The organism is Hymenobacter sp. NBH84 (assembly GCF_014217645.1).
GTDB classification, from domain to species: Bacteria; Bacteroidota; Bacteroidia; order Cytophagales; family Hymenobacteraceae; genus Hymenobacter; species Hymenobacter profundi.
On the sequence record NZ_CP043644.1, the window covers coordinates 1,497,223 to 1,515,250 of the forward strand.

The 18,028-nt window shown below is 57.7% G+C and carries 15 protein-coding genes; 8 read left to right on the forward strand and 7 right to left on the reverse strand.

The annotated features are described in order from the left end of the window. Window positions 1-7: 7 nt before the first annotated feature. From F1C16_RS06225 to F1C16_RS06235, 3 genes are all read right to left on the reverse strand, one after another. Complete coding sequence (locus F1C16_RS06225; RefSeq protein ID WP_185283482.1) at window positions 8-331, reverse strand: PAS domain-containing protein; 324 nt, start codon at window positions 329-331, stop codon at window positions 8-10. 73 nt (window positions 332-404) lie between these two features. Then, window positions 405-872, reverse strand: coding sequence for a BLUF domain-containing protein (locus F1C16_RS06230; protein ID WP_185283483.1), 468 nt, complete (start codon window positions 870-872; stop codon window positions 405-407). 250 nt (window positions 873-1,122) lie between these two features. Beyond that, the gene (locus F1C16_RS06235) at window positions 1,123-1,389 is read right to left on the reverse strand and encodes a hypothetical protein (RefSeq protein ID WP_185283484.1); all 267 of its coding nucleotides are present in this window, start codon (window positions 1,387-1,389) and stop codon (window positions 1,123-1,125) included. Between the two features lie 262 nt (window positions 1,390-1,651). Between F1C16_RS06235 and F1C16_RS06240 the strand changes: the two genes are divergently transcribed. From F1C16_RS06240 to acs, 7 genes are all read left to right on the forward strand, one after another. After that, entirely contained in the window at window positions 1,652-2,074 is a 423-nt protein-coding gene (locus F1C16_RS06240) for a helix-turn-helix domain-containing protein (protein WP_185283485.1), read from the forward strand. A 141-nt stretch (window positions 2,075-2,215) separates the two neighbouring features. After that, window positions 2,216-3,772 carry a hypothetical protein gene (locus F1C16_RS06245; RefSeq protein ID WP_258049042.1) on the forward strand — a complete coding sequence of 519 codons (1,557 nt, stop codon included), beginning with the start codon at window positions 2,216-2,218 and terminating at the stop codon, window positions 3,770-3,772. Between the two features lie 302 nt (window positions 3,773-4,074). Continuing rightward, window positions 4,075-5,562, forward strand: coding sequence for an MFS transporter (locus tag F1C16_RS06250; protein ID WP_185283486.1), 1,488 nt, complete (start codon window positions 4,075-4,077; stop codon window positions 5,560-5,562). Between the two features lie 133 nt (window positions 5,563-5,695). Further along, on the forward strand, window positions 5,696-5,908 hold the full coding sequence (locus F1C16_RS06255) for a hypothetical protein (RefSeq protein WP_185283487.1): 213 nt from the start codon (window positions 5,696-5,698) through the stop codon (window positions 5,906-5,908). A 166-nt stretch (window positions 5,909-6,074) separates the two neighbouring features. Then, the gene (locus F1C16_RS06260) at window positions 6,075-8,822 is read left to right on the forward strand and encodes a sensor histidine kinase (RefSeq protein WP_185283488.1); all 2,748 of its coding nucleotides are present in this window, start codon (window positions 6,075-6,077) and stop codon (window positions 8,820-8,822) included. Between the two features lie 37 nt (window positions 8,823-8,859). Next, on the forward strand, window positions 8,860-9,231 hold the full coding sequence (locus tag F1C16_RS06265; RefSeq protein WP_185283489.1) for a response regulator transcription factor: 372 nt from the start codon (window positions 8,860-8,862) through the stop codon (window positions 9,229-9,231). A gap of 216 nt (window positions 9,232-9,447) precedes the next feature. Then, the gene (acs, locus tag F1C16_RS06270) at window positions 9,448-11,364 is read left to right on the forward strand and encodes an acetate--CoA ligase (protein ID WP_185283490.1); all 1,917 of its coding nucleotides are present in this window, start codon (window positions 9,448-9,450) and stop codon (window positions 11,362-11,364) included. 225 nt (window positions 11,365-11,589) lie between these two features. Here the strand turns inward: acs and F1C16_RS06275 are convergent, their stop codons facing one another. From F1C16_RS06275 to F1C16_RS06285, 3 genes are all read right to left on the reverse strand, one after another. Beyond that, window positions 11,590-12,114: a hypothetical protein gene (locus F1C16_RS06275; RefSeq protein WP_185283491.1), complete on the reverse strand. Its 525-nt coding sequence runs from the start codon at window positions 12,112-12,114 to the stop codon at window positions 11,590-11,592. 11 nt (window positions 12,115-12,125) lie between these two features. After that, window positions 12,126-13,280 (reverse strand): zinc-dependent alcohol dehydrogenase, encoded by a 1,155-nt coding sequence (locus tag F1C16_RS06280; protein ID WP_185283492.1) that lies wholly within the window; start codon window positions 13,278-13,280, stop codon window positions 12,126-12,128. A gap of 430 nt (window positions 13,281-13,710) precedes the next feature. Continuing rightward, window positions 13,711-14,922, reverse strand: coding sequence for a fumarylacetoacetate hydrolase family protein (locus tag F1C16_RS06285; protein ID WP_185283493.1), 1,212 nt, complete (start codon window positions 14,920-14,922; stop codon window positions 13,711-13,713). 447 nt (window positions 14,923-15,369) lie between these two features. Between F1C16_RS06285 and F1C16_RS06290 the strand changes: the two genes are divergently transcribed. Next, complete coding sequence (locus F1C16_RS06290) at window positions 15,370-16,398, forward strand: patatin-like phospholipase family protein (RefSeq protein WP_185283494.1); 1,029 nt, start codon at window positions 15,370-15,372, stop codon at window positions 16,396-16,398. A 206-nt stretch (window positions 16,399-16,604) separates the two neighbouring features. Here the strand turns inward: F1C16_RS06290 and F1C16_RS06295 are convergent, their stop codons facing one another. Beyond that, window positions 16,605-18,023, reverse strand: a complete 1,419-nt coding sequence (locus tag F1C16_RS06295; protein WP_185283495.1) for a glycoside hydrolase family 125 protein — start codon at window positions 18,021-18,023, stop codon at window positions 16,605-16,607. Between the last annotated feature and the right edge of the window lie 5 nt (window positions 18,024-18,028).

Consider the following 18,028-nt stretch of genomic DNA (forward strand, 5'->3'; position numbering starts at 1 on the left):
TAATGTCCTAGTTTTCCTCGTCGCGCACGGGTTCTAGCACCAGATCGTAGCAGCGGGATACGGACTCCTTCCCCTCTTGGGTAGGTAGGGGCAGCGAACAGGCTTTGGCTATGTAAGGAGTACCTGTGCGATACACTTGGTGTAGCACATCCACTAAATCGGAGGGGAGTACGCCCGGATGATCGGCCACGCACTGGCCTTCTGCCACATCAGTGCCCAGCAACTCCTGCATCGCTTTGTTTAAATACCCGTACCGTAGGTCGAAACCCTGTAAGGTAGCAACGCCGGCAGGCAAATGGTGCAGAAGGGCGTGAAGGTGCTGTTCACGCATAAAAGGATAGAGTAGGGTGGCAGAAAGAAGAGAAGGTACGTTGAATAAGCAGAAGAAGGCCTTAAAGGTTCAGCTAGACGGAGGTGGGGCCAGGCAATGCCGGGAAGGCCTGCTCAGTAGGCGTGCCAAAAACAGCCAAGCGAACTAGCTCAATCAGCATGGCGTCGGCAATGGTAAGCGTACTGGGTGGGGCGGGCACCCGGTCGGGCATCAGAAACCCTTGTAGCTGCGAGAACCCAACGCTTTCCAGCGGATGAAAGGCCATGTGCCAGTCTGGGAAACTCCGGACATCAATAGGCTTGTCTATAAGCTTCTGCACGTGCGAATGACGACCGTCGCGCTTGATGCGCTTAAAAAGGGCCTCCGTTATTTCTGGCTCGCCCTCAAAGAGTTGGGCAATATTGCCGTGACTGTAAAAAAGAATGCCCGTGATGTGGTTTTTGCTGTTATCACGGCGGCATTGCTCCAGGAGTTCGTGCAAATCCTGGTCAGTGAGCGGGCGCACGGCCCGGCTGATATACACGATGTGGTTCAGATTCATGTGCCTACAACGGTTGAGCTTGGCGCTGAGTTTCGAGGATACGGTCAGGAAATCTAGCCGCCAAGTAAGGATGCAAAGTAAGGCGCTTTCTGCTTTTAAAAAGATCGAACCTGTTGCGCTTCACTACTATTCTCTCGTGGGAGGACTAGTGAATGTGACTTTGCAAGCTCTTGAAATTGGCTTTCTGAACTATGTAATTGAGCCACGCAGTCCGCACAAGGGCCTGTCAAGTATACTGAAATACAGTGCTTTATCCTACCTGCCGGGATATATCCAGCAGCTCGAATCCTTCTTCGCGGAGGGCCAAACGGATATCGTCTGTGCCCGGCGTTTCGGCGTGGACGGTGGCTACCTCTGCCCGACCCGGCGTGCCCGCTTCAATCTGATCGACGATGAGGGTGAGGGCAGTTAGCGCCATGCGGGCGCGGCCCACGGCTTGCTCATCATTCAGATTATCAATGGTAAGAGAATAGCGGATTAGTTGCGACAGGTCGGAAGTGGAATCAGAGGAAGTCATAGGAGAGAGGGTTTTTGATGAGAAGTACCTCCTTGTACGCTAGCCGCGTCTGAAAGGGTAGTCTTATTATCAAAGACACCTACTATATGCCTACGCTATAATACCTCGGGGTCCACTCGTAAGCTGATGGGAGGTTGAACAAGCCGCTCTGTACCATATAGTTTCCTCATGAACAGGTTCTATAGCTTGGTCTGACATTCAATACTTGCTAAAATACTATATATTTACTAAATAGCTATAGCTTACCCTTTCAGCCCTTTGTATGTCAGCACCTGTTTGCCCCAAATGCAACTCTTCCGAAGCCACGAAAAGTGGTGTAATCGATGGCCGTCAGCGGTTTAAGTGCAAGCAGTGCGGCTATCACTACACGGTGGCTAAGGTAGGCAAGGAGATAAACTCCTACTACGTCATCAAAGCCTTGCAACTGTATATAGAAGGCGTGAGCTACCGCGAGATTGAGCGCCTGCTGGGCGTGAGCCACGTGAGCGTGATGAACTGGGTGAAGAAATACGGCGTGAAAGCCCCCCGCCAAACCGACTATCATCCGACCTATAAAATTCTCAATCAAAAGGAATTGGCGGAGTTTTTCCAGAACCCGGCTAATGTGCAGGGCGCGGGCCTGGTGGTTACGGAGCTGGGTGATAAGTACATGATGATTCGGTGGGAGCGGTTTAAGCAGGGGTAGAGCTATAGGGTTAGCAGAACGACAGCAACGCGGCGGATTCGATAGGAGGGTTTTGCTATTTAGTTGTGTCAGATCGATTTGCTGATGCAAGCCGGAACATTCTGCTTGCTGCGCTACCCTCACTCACCCCATCCCACCTCTATGCGCCCCTCTCGCTACGCATTGCTTACCGGTGCTTTGCTGACTGCTGCCGCGGCCTCAGCTCAAGTGCAACCTCCTCCTGCTGGTGGTCAAGCCCCGCCGCCCGCCGCGCCTACCCCACCACCCGCGCCTGCCGCGCCCGCCAAATCGGTGCCTTACGGTGCTGGCCTGAAGGTGAACCTCTCGCCCGATGGCTCCAAGTACATCCGCTTCCTGACTTGGCATCAGATATACACGCGCTACACCAAAAACAACGAAGGCACCACCCGCGCCCCTGGCAAAGAGCAAAAAGACCAGGTTGATTTCGGCCTGCGCCGTTCCCGCCTCGTCATTCTGGCCCAGCTCAATCCGCGCTTCGTGATTTACACGCACATGGGCATCAACAACCAGAATGCAGTGAGTGGCGGGTTACTCGGTGATGCTGCCGCTCCCGGCAAGAAGCCCCAGTTTTTCATTCACGAAGCCGTTACGGAATACAAAGTCAACAAGTACCTGAGCCTGGGCGCTGGCCTGCACTACCTCAACGGCATCTCGCGCCTCACCAGCGCCAGCACCACGAGCATTCTGCCCATGGACTTGCCGCTCACCAACTTCCCAACCATCGAGCAAACCGACCAGTTTGCCCGCTGGTTGGGAGTGTATGCCAAAGGCCGCGTTGGCAAGCTTGACTACCGTTTCTCGGTCAGTGACCCATTCCTGACCAACCAAGCCAGTACACCACTGGGCCTAGGTGCCATTACTAGTACTAGTTCAACCACCGTGGGTGGGGTAACAACTACCACCACCGTGAACACCGGCACCGGCATTGCTACCTATAGCCCACAGAACACCAAGCATGTGTACCAGGGCTACGTGAGCTACAACTTCCTGGAGCCGGAGGCCAACCTGTTGCCCTACTTCACGGGTACCTACCTGGGCACCAAGCGCGTGTTCAGCATAGGAGCGGGATTCCTGTATAATAAGGATGCCATGTACTCGCGCGGCACCGATAGTCGTGTCACCTACACCACGCTACCCTCTGCCGCCGACCAGTTTGCCAACATCCCGACGCGCAAGCATGATATGGCTATGTTCGGGGTGGATGCTTTCTATGATGTGCCCCTGGACACGGCTGCCCGCACGGCTATTACGCTGTATGGGGTGTATTACAACTACAACATGGGTCCCAATCACGTCCGGTTTATAGGCGCCGAAAACCCTGGTTATGGAGTAGCTAGTGGCTATACCGCCGCCCTCCGCGGCAATGCCGTGCCACAATCGGGTACGGGCAATTCTTTCTACGGGCAGGTAGGCTACCTGCTGCCGCAAAAGCTGCTGGGCCCCAAAGCCCGCCTGCAACCCTACGTAGCCTACCTGCACAGCGACTACGAGTTTCTCTCAAAAGCCTCCAACGTCTACGACGTCGGGGCCAATTTGCTGCTGGATGGGCATAATGCCAAGGTGACGCTGAACTACCGTGCCCGTCCTGATTTCTCGCGCACCAACCTCGCTACGGGGCAGGTCAACGGCCTGGACTACAAGCCAGAAATTACGCTGCAAACGCAGATTTTCTTGTAAGGAAAGACCTTGTTCTACCTGCTTAACCTATCAGTTTGATTAGCGAGAGAAGTCTCCGTTGGAAGTAACTCCTGCCGATTGAGAGTACCGCTGCACGCGAGATTTCTCCCACTGGTCGAAATGATGGCTTTTCAGCAGCTTTCCCTCCGCGCTTACCGGCCGCTTCGTCGGCTACCCGCTTACCGCTTATTTCGGTTTATTATCAAGTAGTTGTGCCTGATAATGAATCGAAAACAGGAGCGCTACGGCCTGACCGCCGGGCCTCTGCCGCTTTAATTTTCCACTAAAATTCCCCGTTTTCAATGGAACAAAGCATTAATCCCGGTTACGGAAAGGTGGCGGATGCGCCCCTCGAGCACGACAACAACCAAGTATCTACCAGCACCATCTGGCAGGTAATTACGGCCTCCTCGGTAGGGACGGTTATTGAGTGGTACGACTTCTACATTTTTGGCTCGTTGGCGGCCATCATCGGGCCGGTGCTGTTTGGGCACGCGGGTAAGATTGAGGATACGCTGCTGGGCGCTCTGGCCGTGTTTGGGGCGGGCTTCGTGGTGCGACCATTTGGGGCCATGTTCTTCGGCCGGCTGGGCGATATGATTGGGCGCAAGTACACCTTCTTGGTCACGCTACTGATTATGGGCGGGGCTACCTTCGTTACCGGCCTCATCCCCAGCTACGATACCATTGGCGTAGCGGCTCCTGTGGTAGTTGTGATTCTGCGCTTGTTGCAGGGCCTGGCCCTGGGTGGCGAGTACGGCGGCGCAACCACCTACGTGGCCGAATACGCCCCCGACAAAAAGCGCGGCTACTACACCAGCTTCATCCAGATTACGGCCACTGGTGGCCTGATCCTGAGTATTTCGGTGCTCCTGATTACCCGCAAGATTGTAGGTGAAGACGCCTTCAAAGAATGGGGCTGGCGCATTCCGTTCCTGCTCTCAGGCTTCCTGGTCATTGCTTCGTACTACATCCGGCGCAAGCTGCATGAGTCTCCGCTGTTTGCTAAGGCGAAGGCTACTGGCACCACCAGCAAAAGCCCCCTGCGCGACTCCTTCATGAACCCCGTAAACCGTCGTTTGGTACTCATTGCGCTGTTTGGCGTGACCATGGGCCAGGGCGTGATTTTCTACACCAGCCAGTTTCAGGTGTTCACTTTCATGAACGCTACCCTCAAGCTGGATATCGTCGATTCGAGCATCATCATGGTGGTATCCATGCTGCTAGCCACGCCGCTGTTCGTGTATTTTGGGTCGCTCTCAGACCGCATCGGGCGCAAGCGCATCATCATGACGGGTATGATTTGCGGTGCCCTGTTCACCGCCCCGCTGTTCTACGGTGTGAAGGCCTTTGCCGGACCGCTCACCGAAATTACGCCTGCTACCGTGGATGCTGCTGGTAAGGCCGTGCCTGCCGTGATGAAAGCCCTGACGCCCAACATCCCCGCCATGACAGCCCTGATTTTCTGCCTGGTGCTGTTCGTGACGATGGTGTACGGACCCATTGCCGCCTACCTTGTGGAGCTGTTCCCCACCAAGGTGCGCTACACGTCCTTGTCGGTGCCCTACCACATTGGCAACGGTATCTTCGGCGGCTTTGTGCCGCTGGTGGCTACCTCCATTGGCGTGTGGGCCGCTACGCAACCCGAAGGCACGTTTGCCAAGGAGCACAGCAGTTTGCTGGGTCTGATCTACCCCATTACGGTGGCGCTGATTTGCTTTGTGGTGGGTATGATCTACATGAAAGACATACGCAACGTGCGTCTGATGGACGAGCGAGTGGCTGAGTAACAGAAGCACTAAGTGAAGTTGGTCTGGTACAAAAAGTCCGTCGGGCCGCTGGGTCGGCGGACTTTTTTGCGAGGCCAATAAGTAGAGACACAATCTGTTGTGTCTCTACTCCCTAAACCGATTTTACCTATTCATGCCCGAATCAACTGAAGCAGCGGAGCAGCGACGAGGGCAGCGCCTGCTGTTTGTGAGCGGCTTGTTTGCCGTGCTGCTCAACTTTCCCCTGCTAGCCGTCTTCGACCACGAGGGTAGGGTAGGGGGTATCCCGGTGCTCTACCTCTACCTGCTGTTGCTCTGGCTTAGCATCGTGCTACTCACGGGCTGGCTTGTTAGAAAGGTGGAGTAGTGACTGTGAACCATCTGTCATCCTGAGCTTGCGAAGGACCTTCTCACGTGAGAACGAGTCGTTAGTACAATGGTCGTTTTACCGTGAGAAGGTCCTTCGCAAGCTCAGGATGACAAATGAGCTCTGTTCACCACTCCATCATTCATAAACTCACAACCTCACCACCTTGTCCAAACTCCTGCTCATCGGCTTTTCCTTTGGCTACCTGGCGTTGCTGTTTGGGGTGGCCTACGCGGCTGAGCGACGCTCGGCAGCGCGGCGGAGCCTAGTAAGCAACCCCTACGTGTACGCCCTGAGCATGGCTGTGTACTGCACCGCGTGGACGTACTACGGCTCGGTGGGGAGGGCCGCGCATTTCGGGCTGGAGTTTGTGGGTATCTACCTGGGACCTACCCTCTTGGCGCCCGCGTGGTGGCTGGTGCTGCGCAAGATTATCCGCATCTGTCGCACCCAGCGCCTTACCTCCATTGCCGACTTCATCTCGGCGCGCTATGGCAAGAGTGCTGCCCTTGGGGCGCTGGCTACGGCGGTGTGCGTGCTGGGTGTGATTCCGTATATCTCTTTGCAGATTAAGGCAATAGCCACATCGTTTGAGGTGATGGCCGGTGGGGCCGATCTGGGCGGGCTAGACGATAACACGGCTTTAATTACCACTGGCGTATTGGCTTTCTTCACCATCATCTTCGGGGTGCGCTCGGTGGAGGCTACCGAGCGCCACGAGGGCATGGTGCTGGCCGTGGCCCTGGAAAGTCTAGTAAAGCTAGTGGCCTTTTTGGCGGCTGGCCTGCTGGTTACCTACGGCCTGTTCGATGGTTTTGCCGATGTGTTCGATCAGGCCGCGGCTGTGCCGGGGCTGCAAAGGCTCTTCACGCTGCACACCACTGGCATTGGTGGGGCGCAGTGGCTCACGCTACTGCTGCTGGGCATGGCGGCCGTGCTGCTGTTGCCGCGGCAGTTTCAGGTATCGGTGGTAGAGAACGTGAACGAGGACCACTTGCGCAAAGCCATGTGGCTGTTTCCGCTCTACCTCATCGTTATTAATCTGTTTGTGCTACCCATCGCCTTTGGCGGCGTGCTGCGCTACGGCACACAACTGGATGCCGACACCTTCGTGCTGGCCCTACCCTTGGGCGCCGAGCACCGCTGGCTGGCGCTGCTGGTGTACCTGGGCGGGCTGTCGGCGGCCAGCAGCATGATTATCGTGGAAACCATTGCCCTGAGCGTGATGATGAGCAATCACCTGCTGATGCCGCTGCTGGTGCGCGTGCCGGCCGCCAGGGGCGAGTCGGCGCGGTGGTTTGCTTATTTGGGGCAAGTAGCCCTGCAAAGCCGCCGGCTGGCAGTGGTGCTGGTGCTGCTGCTGGCCTATGGCTACTACGCCACGGTAGGGCATCTGCTGTCGTTGGTGAATATCGGGCTGGTGTCGTTTGCGGCGGTGGCGCAGTTTGTGCCGGTGGTGCTGGGTGGGTTGTACTGGAAAGGCGGTACCAGCCAAGGCGCCACGGCGGGCATTCTGGCGGGCTTTGCAGTGTGGTTTTTTACGCTGGTGATGCCTACTATGATTGCGCCCGGTTTGCTGTCGGCCTCCATTATGGATGACGGCCTTTTTGGGGTAGGGGCCCTGCGACCATTCGCACTGTTTGGTCTTACAGACTTAGATTATCTATCGCACGGTTTGTTCTGGAGCTGGTTTTTCAACGTGGGGCTGTACGTGGGCGTATCGGTGCTGGGGCGCGTGCCTACGGGATTGGAGTTACGTCAGGCTGAGGAGTTCGTGGATGCCTTCCGGCCACGCCCGGCCACTAGCGCCGAGTGGCGCGGCGCAGCCCCAGTGCTGTCGGTGCGGGCGTTGCTGCGCGGTTTTCTGGGGAAGAAGCGCACCGCGCAGGCGTTGCAGGCCTTCGCTACGCGCTTCCCCGATGCCCTACCCCCCGAGCCCATTGCCCCCGCCGACGCCGACCCGCGCCTCTTGGCCTACGCCGAGAAGCTGCTGGCCGGTAGCATCGGGCCGGCCTCGGCGCGCCTGCTGTTGTCTTCGGCCATTGGGGTAGAGGAACTGCGGTTTGATAACGTAGTAGGGATTCTGCGCGAAAGCCAACAGCTGTTGGCTGCCAACCGCCAGCTGCGCCGCCAGTCGCAGGAGTTGCAGCGTCTCACCACCGATTTGCAGGTCGCCTACGAGCAGCTGCAAGCCCTAGACGAGCGCAAGGACGAGTTTCTCTATACCGTGACGCACGAGTTGCGCACCCCACTCACCAGCATTCGGGCACTATCGGAAATCCTGTCGGACAACCCCGATTTAGACGAGGAGGAACGCCTGCGTTTCCTGCACACCATCACCAAGGAATCGGAGCGGCTGAGCCGGCTGATTACGTTGGTACTCGATCTAGAAAAGTACGAGTCGGGCAAGGCTACCCTGCTTACGACCCCCGTAGGGGTAGGCGAACTGATAACCGAAGCTGCGGCCGCGGTAGAGCAGCTGGCGCAGGCCCGCCGCATTCAGCTCACCGTAGCCGTAGCACCCGATTTGCCCGCCCTACCCGCCGACCGTGACCGGCTGATGCAAGTGCTCGTCAACCTACTATCTAACGCCGTGAAAGCCTGCCCGGCAGATGGCTCCGGCCGCATCTGGGTAGGGGCCGAAGCCATCGGCGGACAATTGCACGTGCGCGTCACTGACAACGGCAAGGGCATCGACCCAGCCTACCATCACCTGATTTTTGACAAGTTTTACCAGGCTCAGCACCAGACCATGCGCAAGCCCGAGGGCTCGGGGCTGGGCCTGGCCATCACCCGCAACATTGTGGAGCTGCACCAAGGGCGCATTTGGGTGGAAAGTGCGCCGGAGCAGGGCGCCAGCTTTTCCCTGACTCTGCCGCTGCACCCGCAACGACAGCCGCAGCCCACTGAATAAGTCCTAGTACCCGCCGCCCTCGAAAACCATTTTGGCTATGAAAGAAGCCCACATTTTACTCGTTGATGATGAACCGAACATCGTGATGTCCTTGGAATTTCTGATGCGCAAGAATGGCTACCAGGTCAGCATTGCCCGCAATGGCATGGAAGCCCTGGAGGCCGTAGACCGCACCCCCTTCGACCTGATTTTGCTGGACGTGATGATGCCCGACGTAGATGGCTACCAAGTATGCCAACACGTGAAAAACCATCCGCGCCATCACGAAACCAAGGTCATTTTCCTGTCGGCCAAGAGCCGGGAGGCCGATGTGCAGAAGGGCTACGCCGCCGGCGCCGACCTCTACGTGCCCAAGCCCTTCAGCACCCGCCAGCTCATGGAACAGGTGCGGGGGCTGCTGGCTGCGTAGGCACTGCTCCCGTGTTTTGCGTAGTTTACCCTACACCCGCGCTGGTTTTTTAGGTAAAGACTGTCATGTTGAGCAGAGCCGAAGCGTCTCTACCGCTTCGTCGGATAGTAGATGATTACTCACGGTAGAGATGCTTCGGCAAGCTCAGCATGACAGTCTAGAACCACCCTACTCCCGATTCATAATTCATACTTTCTAATTCTTAATTCCTTCCCCATGCCCACCGACCATCCCCGCATCCGAACCACCGAAGAGTATCAGTATGCCTACCGCCGTAGCGTGGAAAACCCCGAGCAGTTCTGGGCCGATGTGGCCGAGCCCTTCACCTGGCGCCGCAAGTGGGACACTGTGCTGACGGCTGATCTGGTAGAAGGCCACAACAAGTGGTATGAAGGTGCCAAGCTCAACATCACCGAAAACTGCCTCGACCGCCACCTGAGCACGCGCGGCAATAAGCTGGCCCTCATCTGGGAGCCCAACGACCCCAAAACCCGCCAGATTCGCTATACCTACCGCGAGCTGCACCAGGAGGTGTGCCGCTTTGCCAATGTGCTGCACAACAATGGGGTAGAGAAGGGTGACCGGGTGTGCCTCTATATGCCCATGATTCCGCAGCTGGCCATTGCGGTGCTGGCGTGCGCCCGCATTGGGGCGGTGCATTCTGTCATCTTCGCCGGCTTCTCGGCCAATGCCATTGCCGACCGCGTGAACGACGCCCAGGCCACCGTAGTGATTACGGCCGATGGCCTGGAGCGCGGCGCCAAGCAAATTCCGGTGAAGCGCGTGGTAGATGAGGCCCTGGAGCACTGCCCCTCCGTGCGCGGTGTGATTGTGGTGGAGCATTTGGGCTGGCCCGTGCACATGAAGGATGGCCGCGACGTGTGGTACCACGACGAGGTGCAGGAGGTAGAAAAAACCTGCCCCGCCGAGGAAATGGACGCCGAAGACCCACTGTTTATTCTCTATACCTCCGGCAGCACCGGCAAGCCCAAAGGCGTGGTGCACACCACCGCCGGCTACATGGTGTGGGCTGACTACACCTTCCGCAACGTGTTTCAGGTGGAGGAAAACGACGTGTACTGGTGCTCAGCCGATATCGGCTGGGTGACGGGCCACACCTACCTGCTCTACGGTCCGCTGCTATCGGGCGCTACTACCCTCATGTTTGAGGGTGTGCCTACCTACCCCAGCCCCGGCCGCTACTGGGAGGTAATTGACAAGCACGGCGTGAACGTGTTCTACACGTCGCCCACGGCCATCCGCTCGCTCATGGCCCACGACATCAACCACGTGCTGGCCTACTCCCTCGACTCGCTGCGGGTGCTGGGCTCGGTGGGCGAGCCGATTAACGAGGAAGCCTGGCACTGGTACCACACCCACATCGGCAAGGGCCGCTGCCCCATTGTAGATACGTGGTGGCAGACCGAAACCGGCGGCATCATGATTTCGGCGCTGGCGAACATTACGCCCAGCGTGCCGGCCCGCGCCGGCCTACCCTTGCCGGGCGTGCAGCCTGTGTTGCTGAACCAGGAAGGACAGGAGATTGAGGGCAACGACGTGGAGGGCTACCTCGCCATCAAAGCGCCGTGGCCGGGCATCATCCGCACCACCTACGGCGACCATGAGCGGGCCAAGCAAACCTACTTTGGCGTGTACTCCGGCTACTACTTCACTGGCGACGGCGCCCGTCGTGAGGCCGACGGCCTCTACCGCATCCAGGGCCGCGTAGATGACGTGATTAACGTCTCGGGTCACCGCTTTGGCACGGCCGAAATCGAAAACGCCATCAACCAGAATAATACAGTAGTAGAATCGGCAGTGGTGGGCTACCCGCACGATGTGAAGGGCCAGGGTATCTACGCCTACGTGATCTGCCGCGACGGCGCCTGCGACGACGACATCAGCCGCAAGCACGTAGAGGCCAGCATCATCGAAACCATTGTGGCCGAAATTGGCCGCATTGCCAAGCCCGATAAGATCCAGTTTGTGGAGGGCCTACCCAAAACGCGCTCGGGCAAAATCATGCGTCGCATCCTGCGCAAAGTGGCCGAGGGTGACACCAGCAACCTCGGCGACATCACGACCCTCCTCGACCCTGAGATTGTGGAGAAGATTGTAGAGGGTAGGAAGTAGCCCGTAAGGCCGTCATGCTGAGCTTGCCGAAGCATCTCGCGTGCTGATGTTGAATACTATCTTTCATCAGCACGCGAGATGCTTCGACAAGCTTAGCATGACGGCCTAGTGGCACTAATCAACCCCCTGAACAGCATGACAGCCAAAGAAGCCGCCGTTGGGGTAGGAAAATGCGTTTTCCTACCCCAACGGCGGCTTCTTTGGCTGTCAGCCGGTAGTTGCGCGCTAGTTGCGCTTAGACTTTTTATCCTTCGAGTCAGCGCTCAACCATACAACCAAACCCGCCGTGACGGCGCCGATGGTGGCCATTTTGGTGAGGAAAGCCGTGCGGTTGTACTTCATCTCCACGTCGTATCCCTTCTCGGCCCAGATGTTGGGCAGCTTGCCGTGGAGCAGGTCCGACAACACGCCTTCTACCATGTCTACGCGGTCGGCCAGCACCAGGGGCAGCCAGCGCTTGTACTCGTTTTCGCTGTATTTATAGGTCTGGCGGCGAATTGCGCCACTAAGTCCCCTGGGCGGCCGGGGCGTGCCAAACACGGCCGATACGTTGGGCCGCTCCACCGACTTCAGCACCTCCACGTCAACGGGTTGCAGGTTGTCGGGGCGGTTGCCGGCTTGGGGGTCCTCACCGATGTTCATGCGATGGCGACGCATGGGGTAGGTAGGGTCGTTTTCGGGGTCGGCATCAATGCCCCATCCCTTAATCGTCTTCGGGTCGATGGGGGTATTCACTGCGTTATCTTTCATGAGAAGGGGAATTACTGGTTGGCGGAAGGGGGCATCAGCACCGTTTTCAGGCAGTTGTCCAGCTTTTGGGAGAACATGCGGTAGCCGTCGGCTACTTCTTCCAGCGGCATGCGGTGCGTAATCAGCTCCTTGGGCTTCAACACGCCGTTTTGCACGTGGTCGATCAAACGCGGCAGCAAGCGCTTCACCGACGTTTGGTTGCCCCGAATGGTCAGGCCCTTGTTCATGGCGTTGCCAATCGGAATCAGGTTATCAGTTGGGCCGTACACGCCCACAATCGACACCACGCCGCCTTTTTTCACGGAATTGATAGCCCAGTGCAACGCCGTGGCCGAGCCAGCTTGCAACAGCAGCTTGCGGCCGGTAATGGTTTGCAGGGTATTACCAGCGGCCTCGGCGCCTACGGCGTCAATTACGCAGTCAGCTCCCAGCCAGTCGGTTTGTTTCTTGATAAACAACGCTGGGTCGCCTATCTCCTGGAAGTTATAAGCCTCGCAGTACGAGTAGTTGCGGGCAAATTCGAGGCGGTAATCTTCTTTATCGATAATGATAACCCGACCCGCGCCAAATAGCCAAGCGCAGCGGGCGGCTACAATCCCAATAGGACCAGCCCCGAATACCACTACCGTGTCGCCGGTCTGGATGCCGGCCATTTCGGCACCTTGGTAGCCGGTAGGTATCACGTCGGTCAGCAGCACGGCATCATCCAGGTCCATGTCATCGGGAATGATGGTAGGGCCAAAGTTGGCGTAGGGCACGCGGGCGTACTCGGCCTGGCCGCCATCAAAACCGCCCGACGTGTGCGAGTAGCCATAGAAGGCTCCGATGGCCGAGGATTCGGTGTTCGACTCGTTGCAGTTGCCGTACATTTCCTGCCGGCAGAAGTGGCACTCGCCGCAGGCAATATTGAACGGCACAATCACCCGGTCGCCTACCTTCACTTTCGTGACGGCATCACCCACTTCTACTATTTCGCCCACAAACTCATGGCCAAACGTGGAGCCCACGCGGGTGTCGGGAATGTTGCCGTTGTAGAGGTGCAAGTCAGAGCCGCATATGCACGTGCGCAATACGCGCACAATGGCATCCTGCGGGTGCTTGATTTCGGGTATGGGTTTTTGAACGGCGCGGATCCGCTTAGGACCCCGGTATTCCATTGCTAACATAGGTGTTGGTTTTGGAGTAGAAAGAGTAGGAGTAGTATAGAAGCGGTCCTATAGCTACAGGCAGCAGGTACGCAAGCGCAATAGACTGCGGTGCTTACTAGTACCAGCTAGCGTACCTATAGGGTTGTAAAACTGCGGTTAATCGCGGGGTAAATGGGTGTTAATACGGATGCATCACTGTATGTGCTTGGGTGAAGTACGCAGTATCTTCAGCAGCGCGAACACTCCGTTCGACCTCTAGATTATAAAGAATAAGCTGAAACAGAAGCTGTCATCCTGAGCTTGCGAAGGACCTTATCACGTGCGGGCAAGTCGTTGGTACGGTACACCTGTCGTCCGCACGTGGTAAGGTCCTTCGCAAGCTCAGGATGACAGGTTGTATACAAGTTTGTCAGTCCGGTAGTCCATCAACTCATAAGCATAGCAAGACTTAACTCACTACGCCCGTTACCTCCCCAAATCCCAGGCGCACACCCTCCTGATCGCAGTAGCCGCAGAGCCGTACCTGGTCGTCGGTTTCCAGAAAGATACGCATGGTGGTATCGTTGAGAACCAGGGGCTGCGTACCGTTGACGGTGAGGTCGTACAGGCTGCCATCTGCCACGGTGCCGCTGGTGTATAGGTCGCCTGCTTGCAAAGGAGTGCCACTGCTGGTGAGGTAGGCAAGCTGCTGGCCGATGCTCCAGTACAGGCTGCGCGTGGTGGGAGTGGCAACCACTGTTTCGGGACCGTCGGCGGGTTGCAAGGCTACTTCCAACTGCACGGCCACATGGTGCTGGCCATTCTGGCGCAAATGCGGCTCTGGCTCCGGCAGTTGCGGCGCCCCAGCTACCCGGAAAGGCTCCAAAGCGTCCAGCAGCACCACCCAAGGCGAGAGCGTGCTGCCAAAGCTACGGTCCAGCAGAGGGGCCGGCGCCGAGCCTCGGCATAAATCGTGGGCATACCAGCCCAGTACTAACGTCAGACCAAACAACGTTTCCTCTGCCTGCTCTACGGATAGAGTTGCGCCCAGGTCGGTAGCTTGTCCGCCTACAAAACCCAGCTGGACCTCAAAGTCGAGACGCTGCACGGGGCCGCGCAGGGTGTCTTCGGCATCGAGCAGGTAGGTGCGCGTGGGTCGCCGCATGCGCGTGCCCGAAGCCACCAGGCTGCCTGCCGGTGCATAGCTGCCCGTAGGGGTAGGGCTGGTTTCATCGGTAGGGGTAGGTGTGTTGGAGGCCAGGTGGCTCGCGAAACGTACAAACTGCCGCGGCTTCACGGGGCACAACAGCTGCACGTCGGTTTGGCGCACCAGGCAGTCGCGCATCACCTCGGGGCTTTGCAGCACGGTATTGTCGTGGCGCAACAACTCGCTCACCCGTTCGCGCACGGCTCGCCAGGCGGGGCGACCTAGCCGGATAAACGCATTCAGCGACCGGCGCCGAAATACCTTCGGCTGTTGGCCCTGCAAGTCCAAGTCATCAAAGAAGCCCCACTGGCTCACGGCGTACAAATCGAGCACGTAGCCGCCAATGGCCACGCCCACGCGGGCACCCCGCTCGTCGGTCTCGAAAATACCGAAGGGGAGGTTTTGAATCGGGAAGTCGCTGGTCGGCGGAATGTCAATCCAAGAGCGTAGGGTAGGGTCGTTTGCAGAAGCCATGCAGGAGAGAGAAGAGTCAGGAGTAGAAAAGCCAAGCTAGCGGATCAGATTGTACGGATAAGTGCTATTAGGCGCCGAGCTTAGTGGGATTTTGGTGTTATAGAAATCAATAGCAAAGAGTCATCTTAACTTTCCTGCTGGTCTTGCGGATGCACGTTTCTACTATGCGCCGATTCTCTCACGCACGCCGGTCAGGCAGCCTTGTCTGCTCGACGGGTTGTTGTTTCGCCTAGTTGGAAGAATTGCCGTTTGTAGAGAAGTGATAGGTAGTGCCTCCCCACGGCTGCTAGTAGCTGTCGAGTAATCTTTTAAAAAATGGTCATCTTAAGCCTGCGAAGTACCTCCTTATGTTGGAATGAGTCGTTGGTACGTCAGTTGTTCAACATAGTATAAGGTCCTTCGCAAGCTCAGGATGACATGGTGAACCGGACGTTTGGATAAGCGAGCATGAAAAAGATTCTTTCTATCGACGGTGGCGGCATTCGCGGTATTATTCCGGGACAGGTGCTGGTGGCGCTGGAGCAGAAGCTACAGCAGCGCAGCGGCAATGCCCAAGCCCGCCTCGCCGACTTTTTCGACTTCGTGGCCGGCACCAGCACGGGCGGGATTCTAACGTGTCTGTACCTGAGCCCGGCCGCTGAGGATCCGACCAAAGCCCGCTTCTCGGCCCAGCAGGCCGTAGACTTGTACGTGGAAAACGGCAGCGCCATCTTCGACGTGTCGCTGTGGCAGAAGGTGCGCTCGGGTAACGGCCTCACCGACGAGAAGTACGACGACGCAGCCTTGCGGCGGGTGCTGGACCGGCACTTTGGCTCCCTGAAGCTGAGTCAGTTGCTGCGCCCGTGCCTGATTCCGGCCTACGACATTACGGCCCGGCAAGAGTTTTTTTTCACCCAGCACGATGCCCGGCGGCACGGCCCTGCCTATGATTTTCTGCTCAAAGACGTGTGTCGGGCCACCGCCGCGGCGCCTACCTACTTCGAGGCGGCCCTGACACCAGCCCTGGACGGCAAAGCCTACCCGCTGATTGATGGGGGCGTGTTTGCCAACAATCCCGCCCTGTGCGCCTACGCCGAGGTGCGCAACGCCGCCAGCAACCCCACCACCGAAGACATGCTGCTGGTGTCGTTGGGTACGGGGCAGGTCGATAAGCCCTACCCCTACCATAAGGCCAAGGATTGGGGCAAGGTGGAATGGCCCAAGCCCCTGATTGACATTCTAATGTCGGGCGGCGCGGCCGTCACGGACTACCAAACCAAGCGCATCTTCTCCGCTGTTGGCAAAGGCAGTCAGTACTTTCGCCTACAAACCACCGACCTGGGCGCCGCCAGCTCCGACCTCGACAACGCCTCCCCAGCCAACCTGCGGGCGCTGGTGCAACTCGGCCGCACAGCCGCCGCCGCCCACGACGCCGACCTAAATCGCATCGTGGACCTGCTGCTTACCGCGGACCCCGACCCGTTGCGCTTCACATAAGTAGTAAGCCATTCGATTTTAGCTTACTAGTTTATTAACAGATAGTTGTAATATGAATAATGTGCGTTTGCCTATGCCTATGCACAGCTGCTTAAATTAGGTCCAAGCAACAAGAATGGGGCGAGTTCTGCTGAAGGAAAGCGTGCGAATAGCTCCCCTTCAACAGAACCCGCCCCAAACGGGCGTGCTACACTACCTGCTGCTGGCTACGCCAACAGCTGCGGTTTCTCCTTATACGTCTTCCACAAAAACTCCCCAAAAATGGTGTTGGCCCAGGCAAACCACGAGCGGCTGAACTTAGCCGGGTTGTCCTTGTTGAAGGACTCGTGCATGAAGCCAGTATCCGCGTGGGTAGACTTCAACGTCTGAATGCACTGCTTGATTTCCGCGTCGCTGGTGCTGGTAAGGCCCTGCGTAACGAGGCCAATGGGCCAGATCATGTCCTGGCCCACGTGCGGGCCGCCAATGCCTGCACCGGCCGTGCCCTTGAAGTAGAAAGGGTTGTCTTCAGAGAGCAGCATCTTGCGGGTGCTCTGGTAAATAGGGTCCGATACGGGCATGGCGCCCAGGTAGGGTAGGGCAATCAGGCTGGGCACGTTGGCGTCGTCCATCAGCACCTGGCTACCGAAGCCATCTACCTCGTAGGCGTAGATTTTACCGTATTTCGGGTGGTTGACGATGGCGTGCTGTTTCAGGGCAGCGTCCACCTCGTCGGCGAGGGCCGTGAGGTCTTTGGCTGTTTTGGCGTCCTTGGCCAGCTTGGTCATCATCTCACTAGCTTGGCGCAAACTCACTACCGCAAAGAAGTTGCTAGGCACCAGGAAAGAGTACAGCGTGGCGTCGTCGCTGGGGCGGAACGCCGAGCAAATCAAGCCCACCGGCTTGATGGGGTAGCCGTAGCCCTTCATGGGCTGGGTATCGGTGGCGTTGGTCGTTTCGCGCTGGAAAGAGTAGGGGCCGCGGTCGTCCTTGCGCTGCTGCTCCCGGAAGGTTTGCAGCACGGTTTTGATAGCCTTCTGCCACTGCGCGTCGAAGGGCTTGGTGTCGCCGGTGGTTTTCCAGTAGTGATAGCCCAAGCGGATGGGGTAGCACAGCGAGTCGATTTCCCATTTGCGCTCGTGCACGCCGGGCAGCATTTTGGTGTGGTCCGATTTCCACTCGCCTACCTTGTTGGGGTCGTCGTAGAAGGCGTTGGCGTAAGAGTCCTTCAGGATGTAGCTGGTCTGGCGGTTAATCACGCCGGCAATCAACTGGCGCAGCTCGGCATCTTTGCCCACTAGCTGGAGGTAGGGCCACACCTGGGCCGAGGAATCGCGCAGCCACATGGCGTCGATGTCGCCGGTGATGACGTAGGTATCGGGGCGGCCGTCGCGGGTGCCGTGGGTCACAGTGGTGTCCAAGGTGCTCGGGAAGCAGTTGTTGAACAGCCAGCCCAGTTCCTCATCCTTCACCTTCTTTTGAAACTCCGTAATGGCCGCCTCCACGGCTTTGCTGCGGAAACGACGCTTATCAGCCGTAGGCCGCACCACCGGAAACTTGGGCGCGGTGCCAGCAAAAGAGTATTGGTTGAAGAAAACGCTAGTGGAGAGAAGGGAGAAGCCGTGAAGAAAATTTCTGCGATTCATGGAAA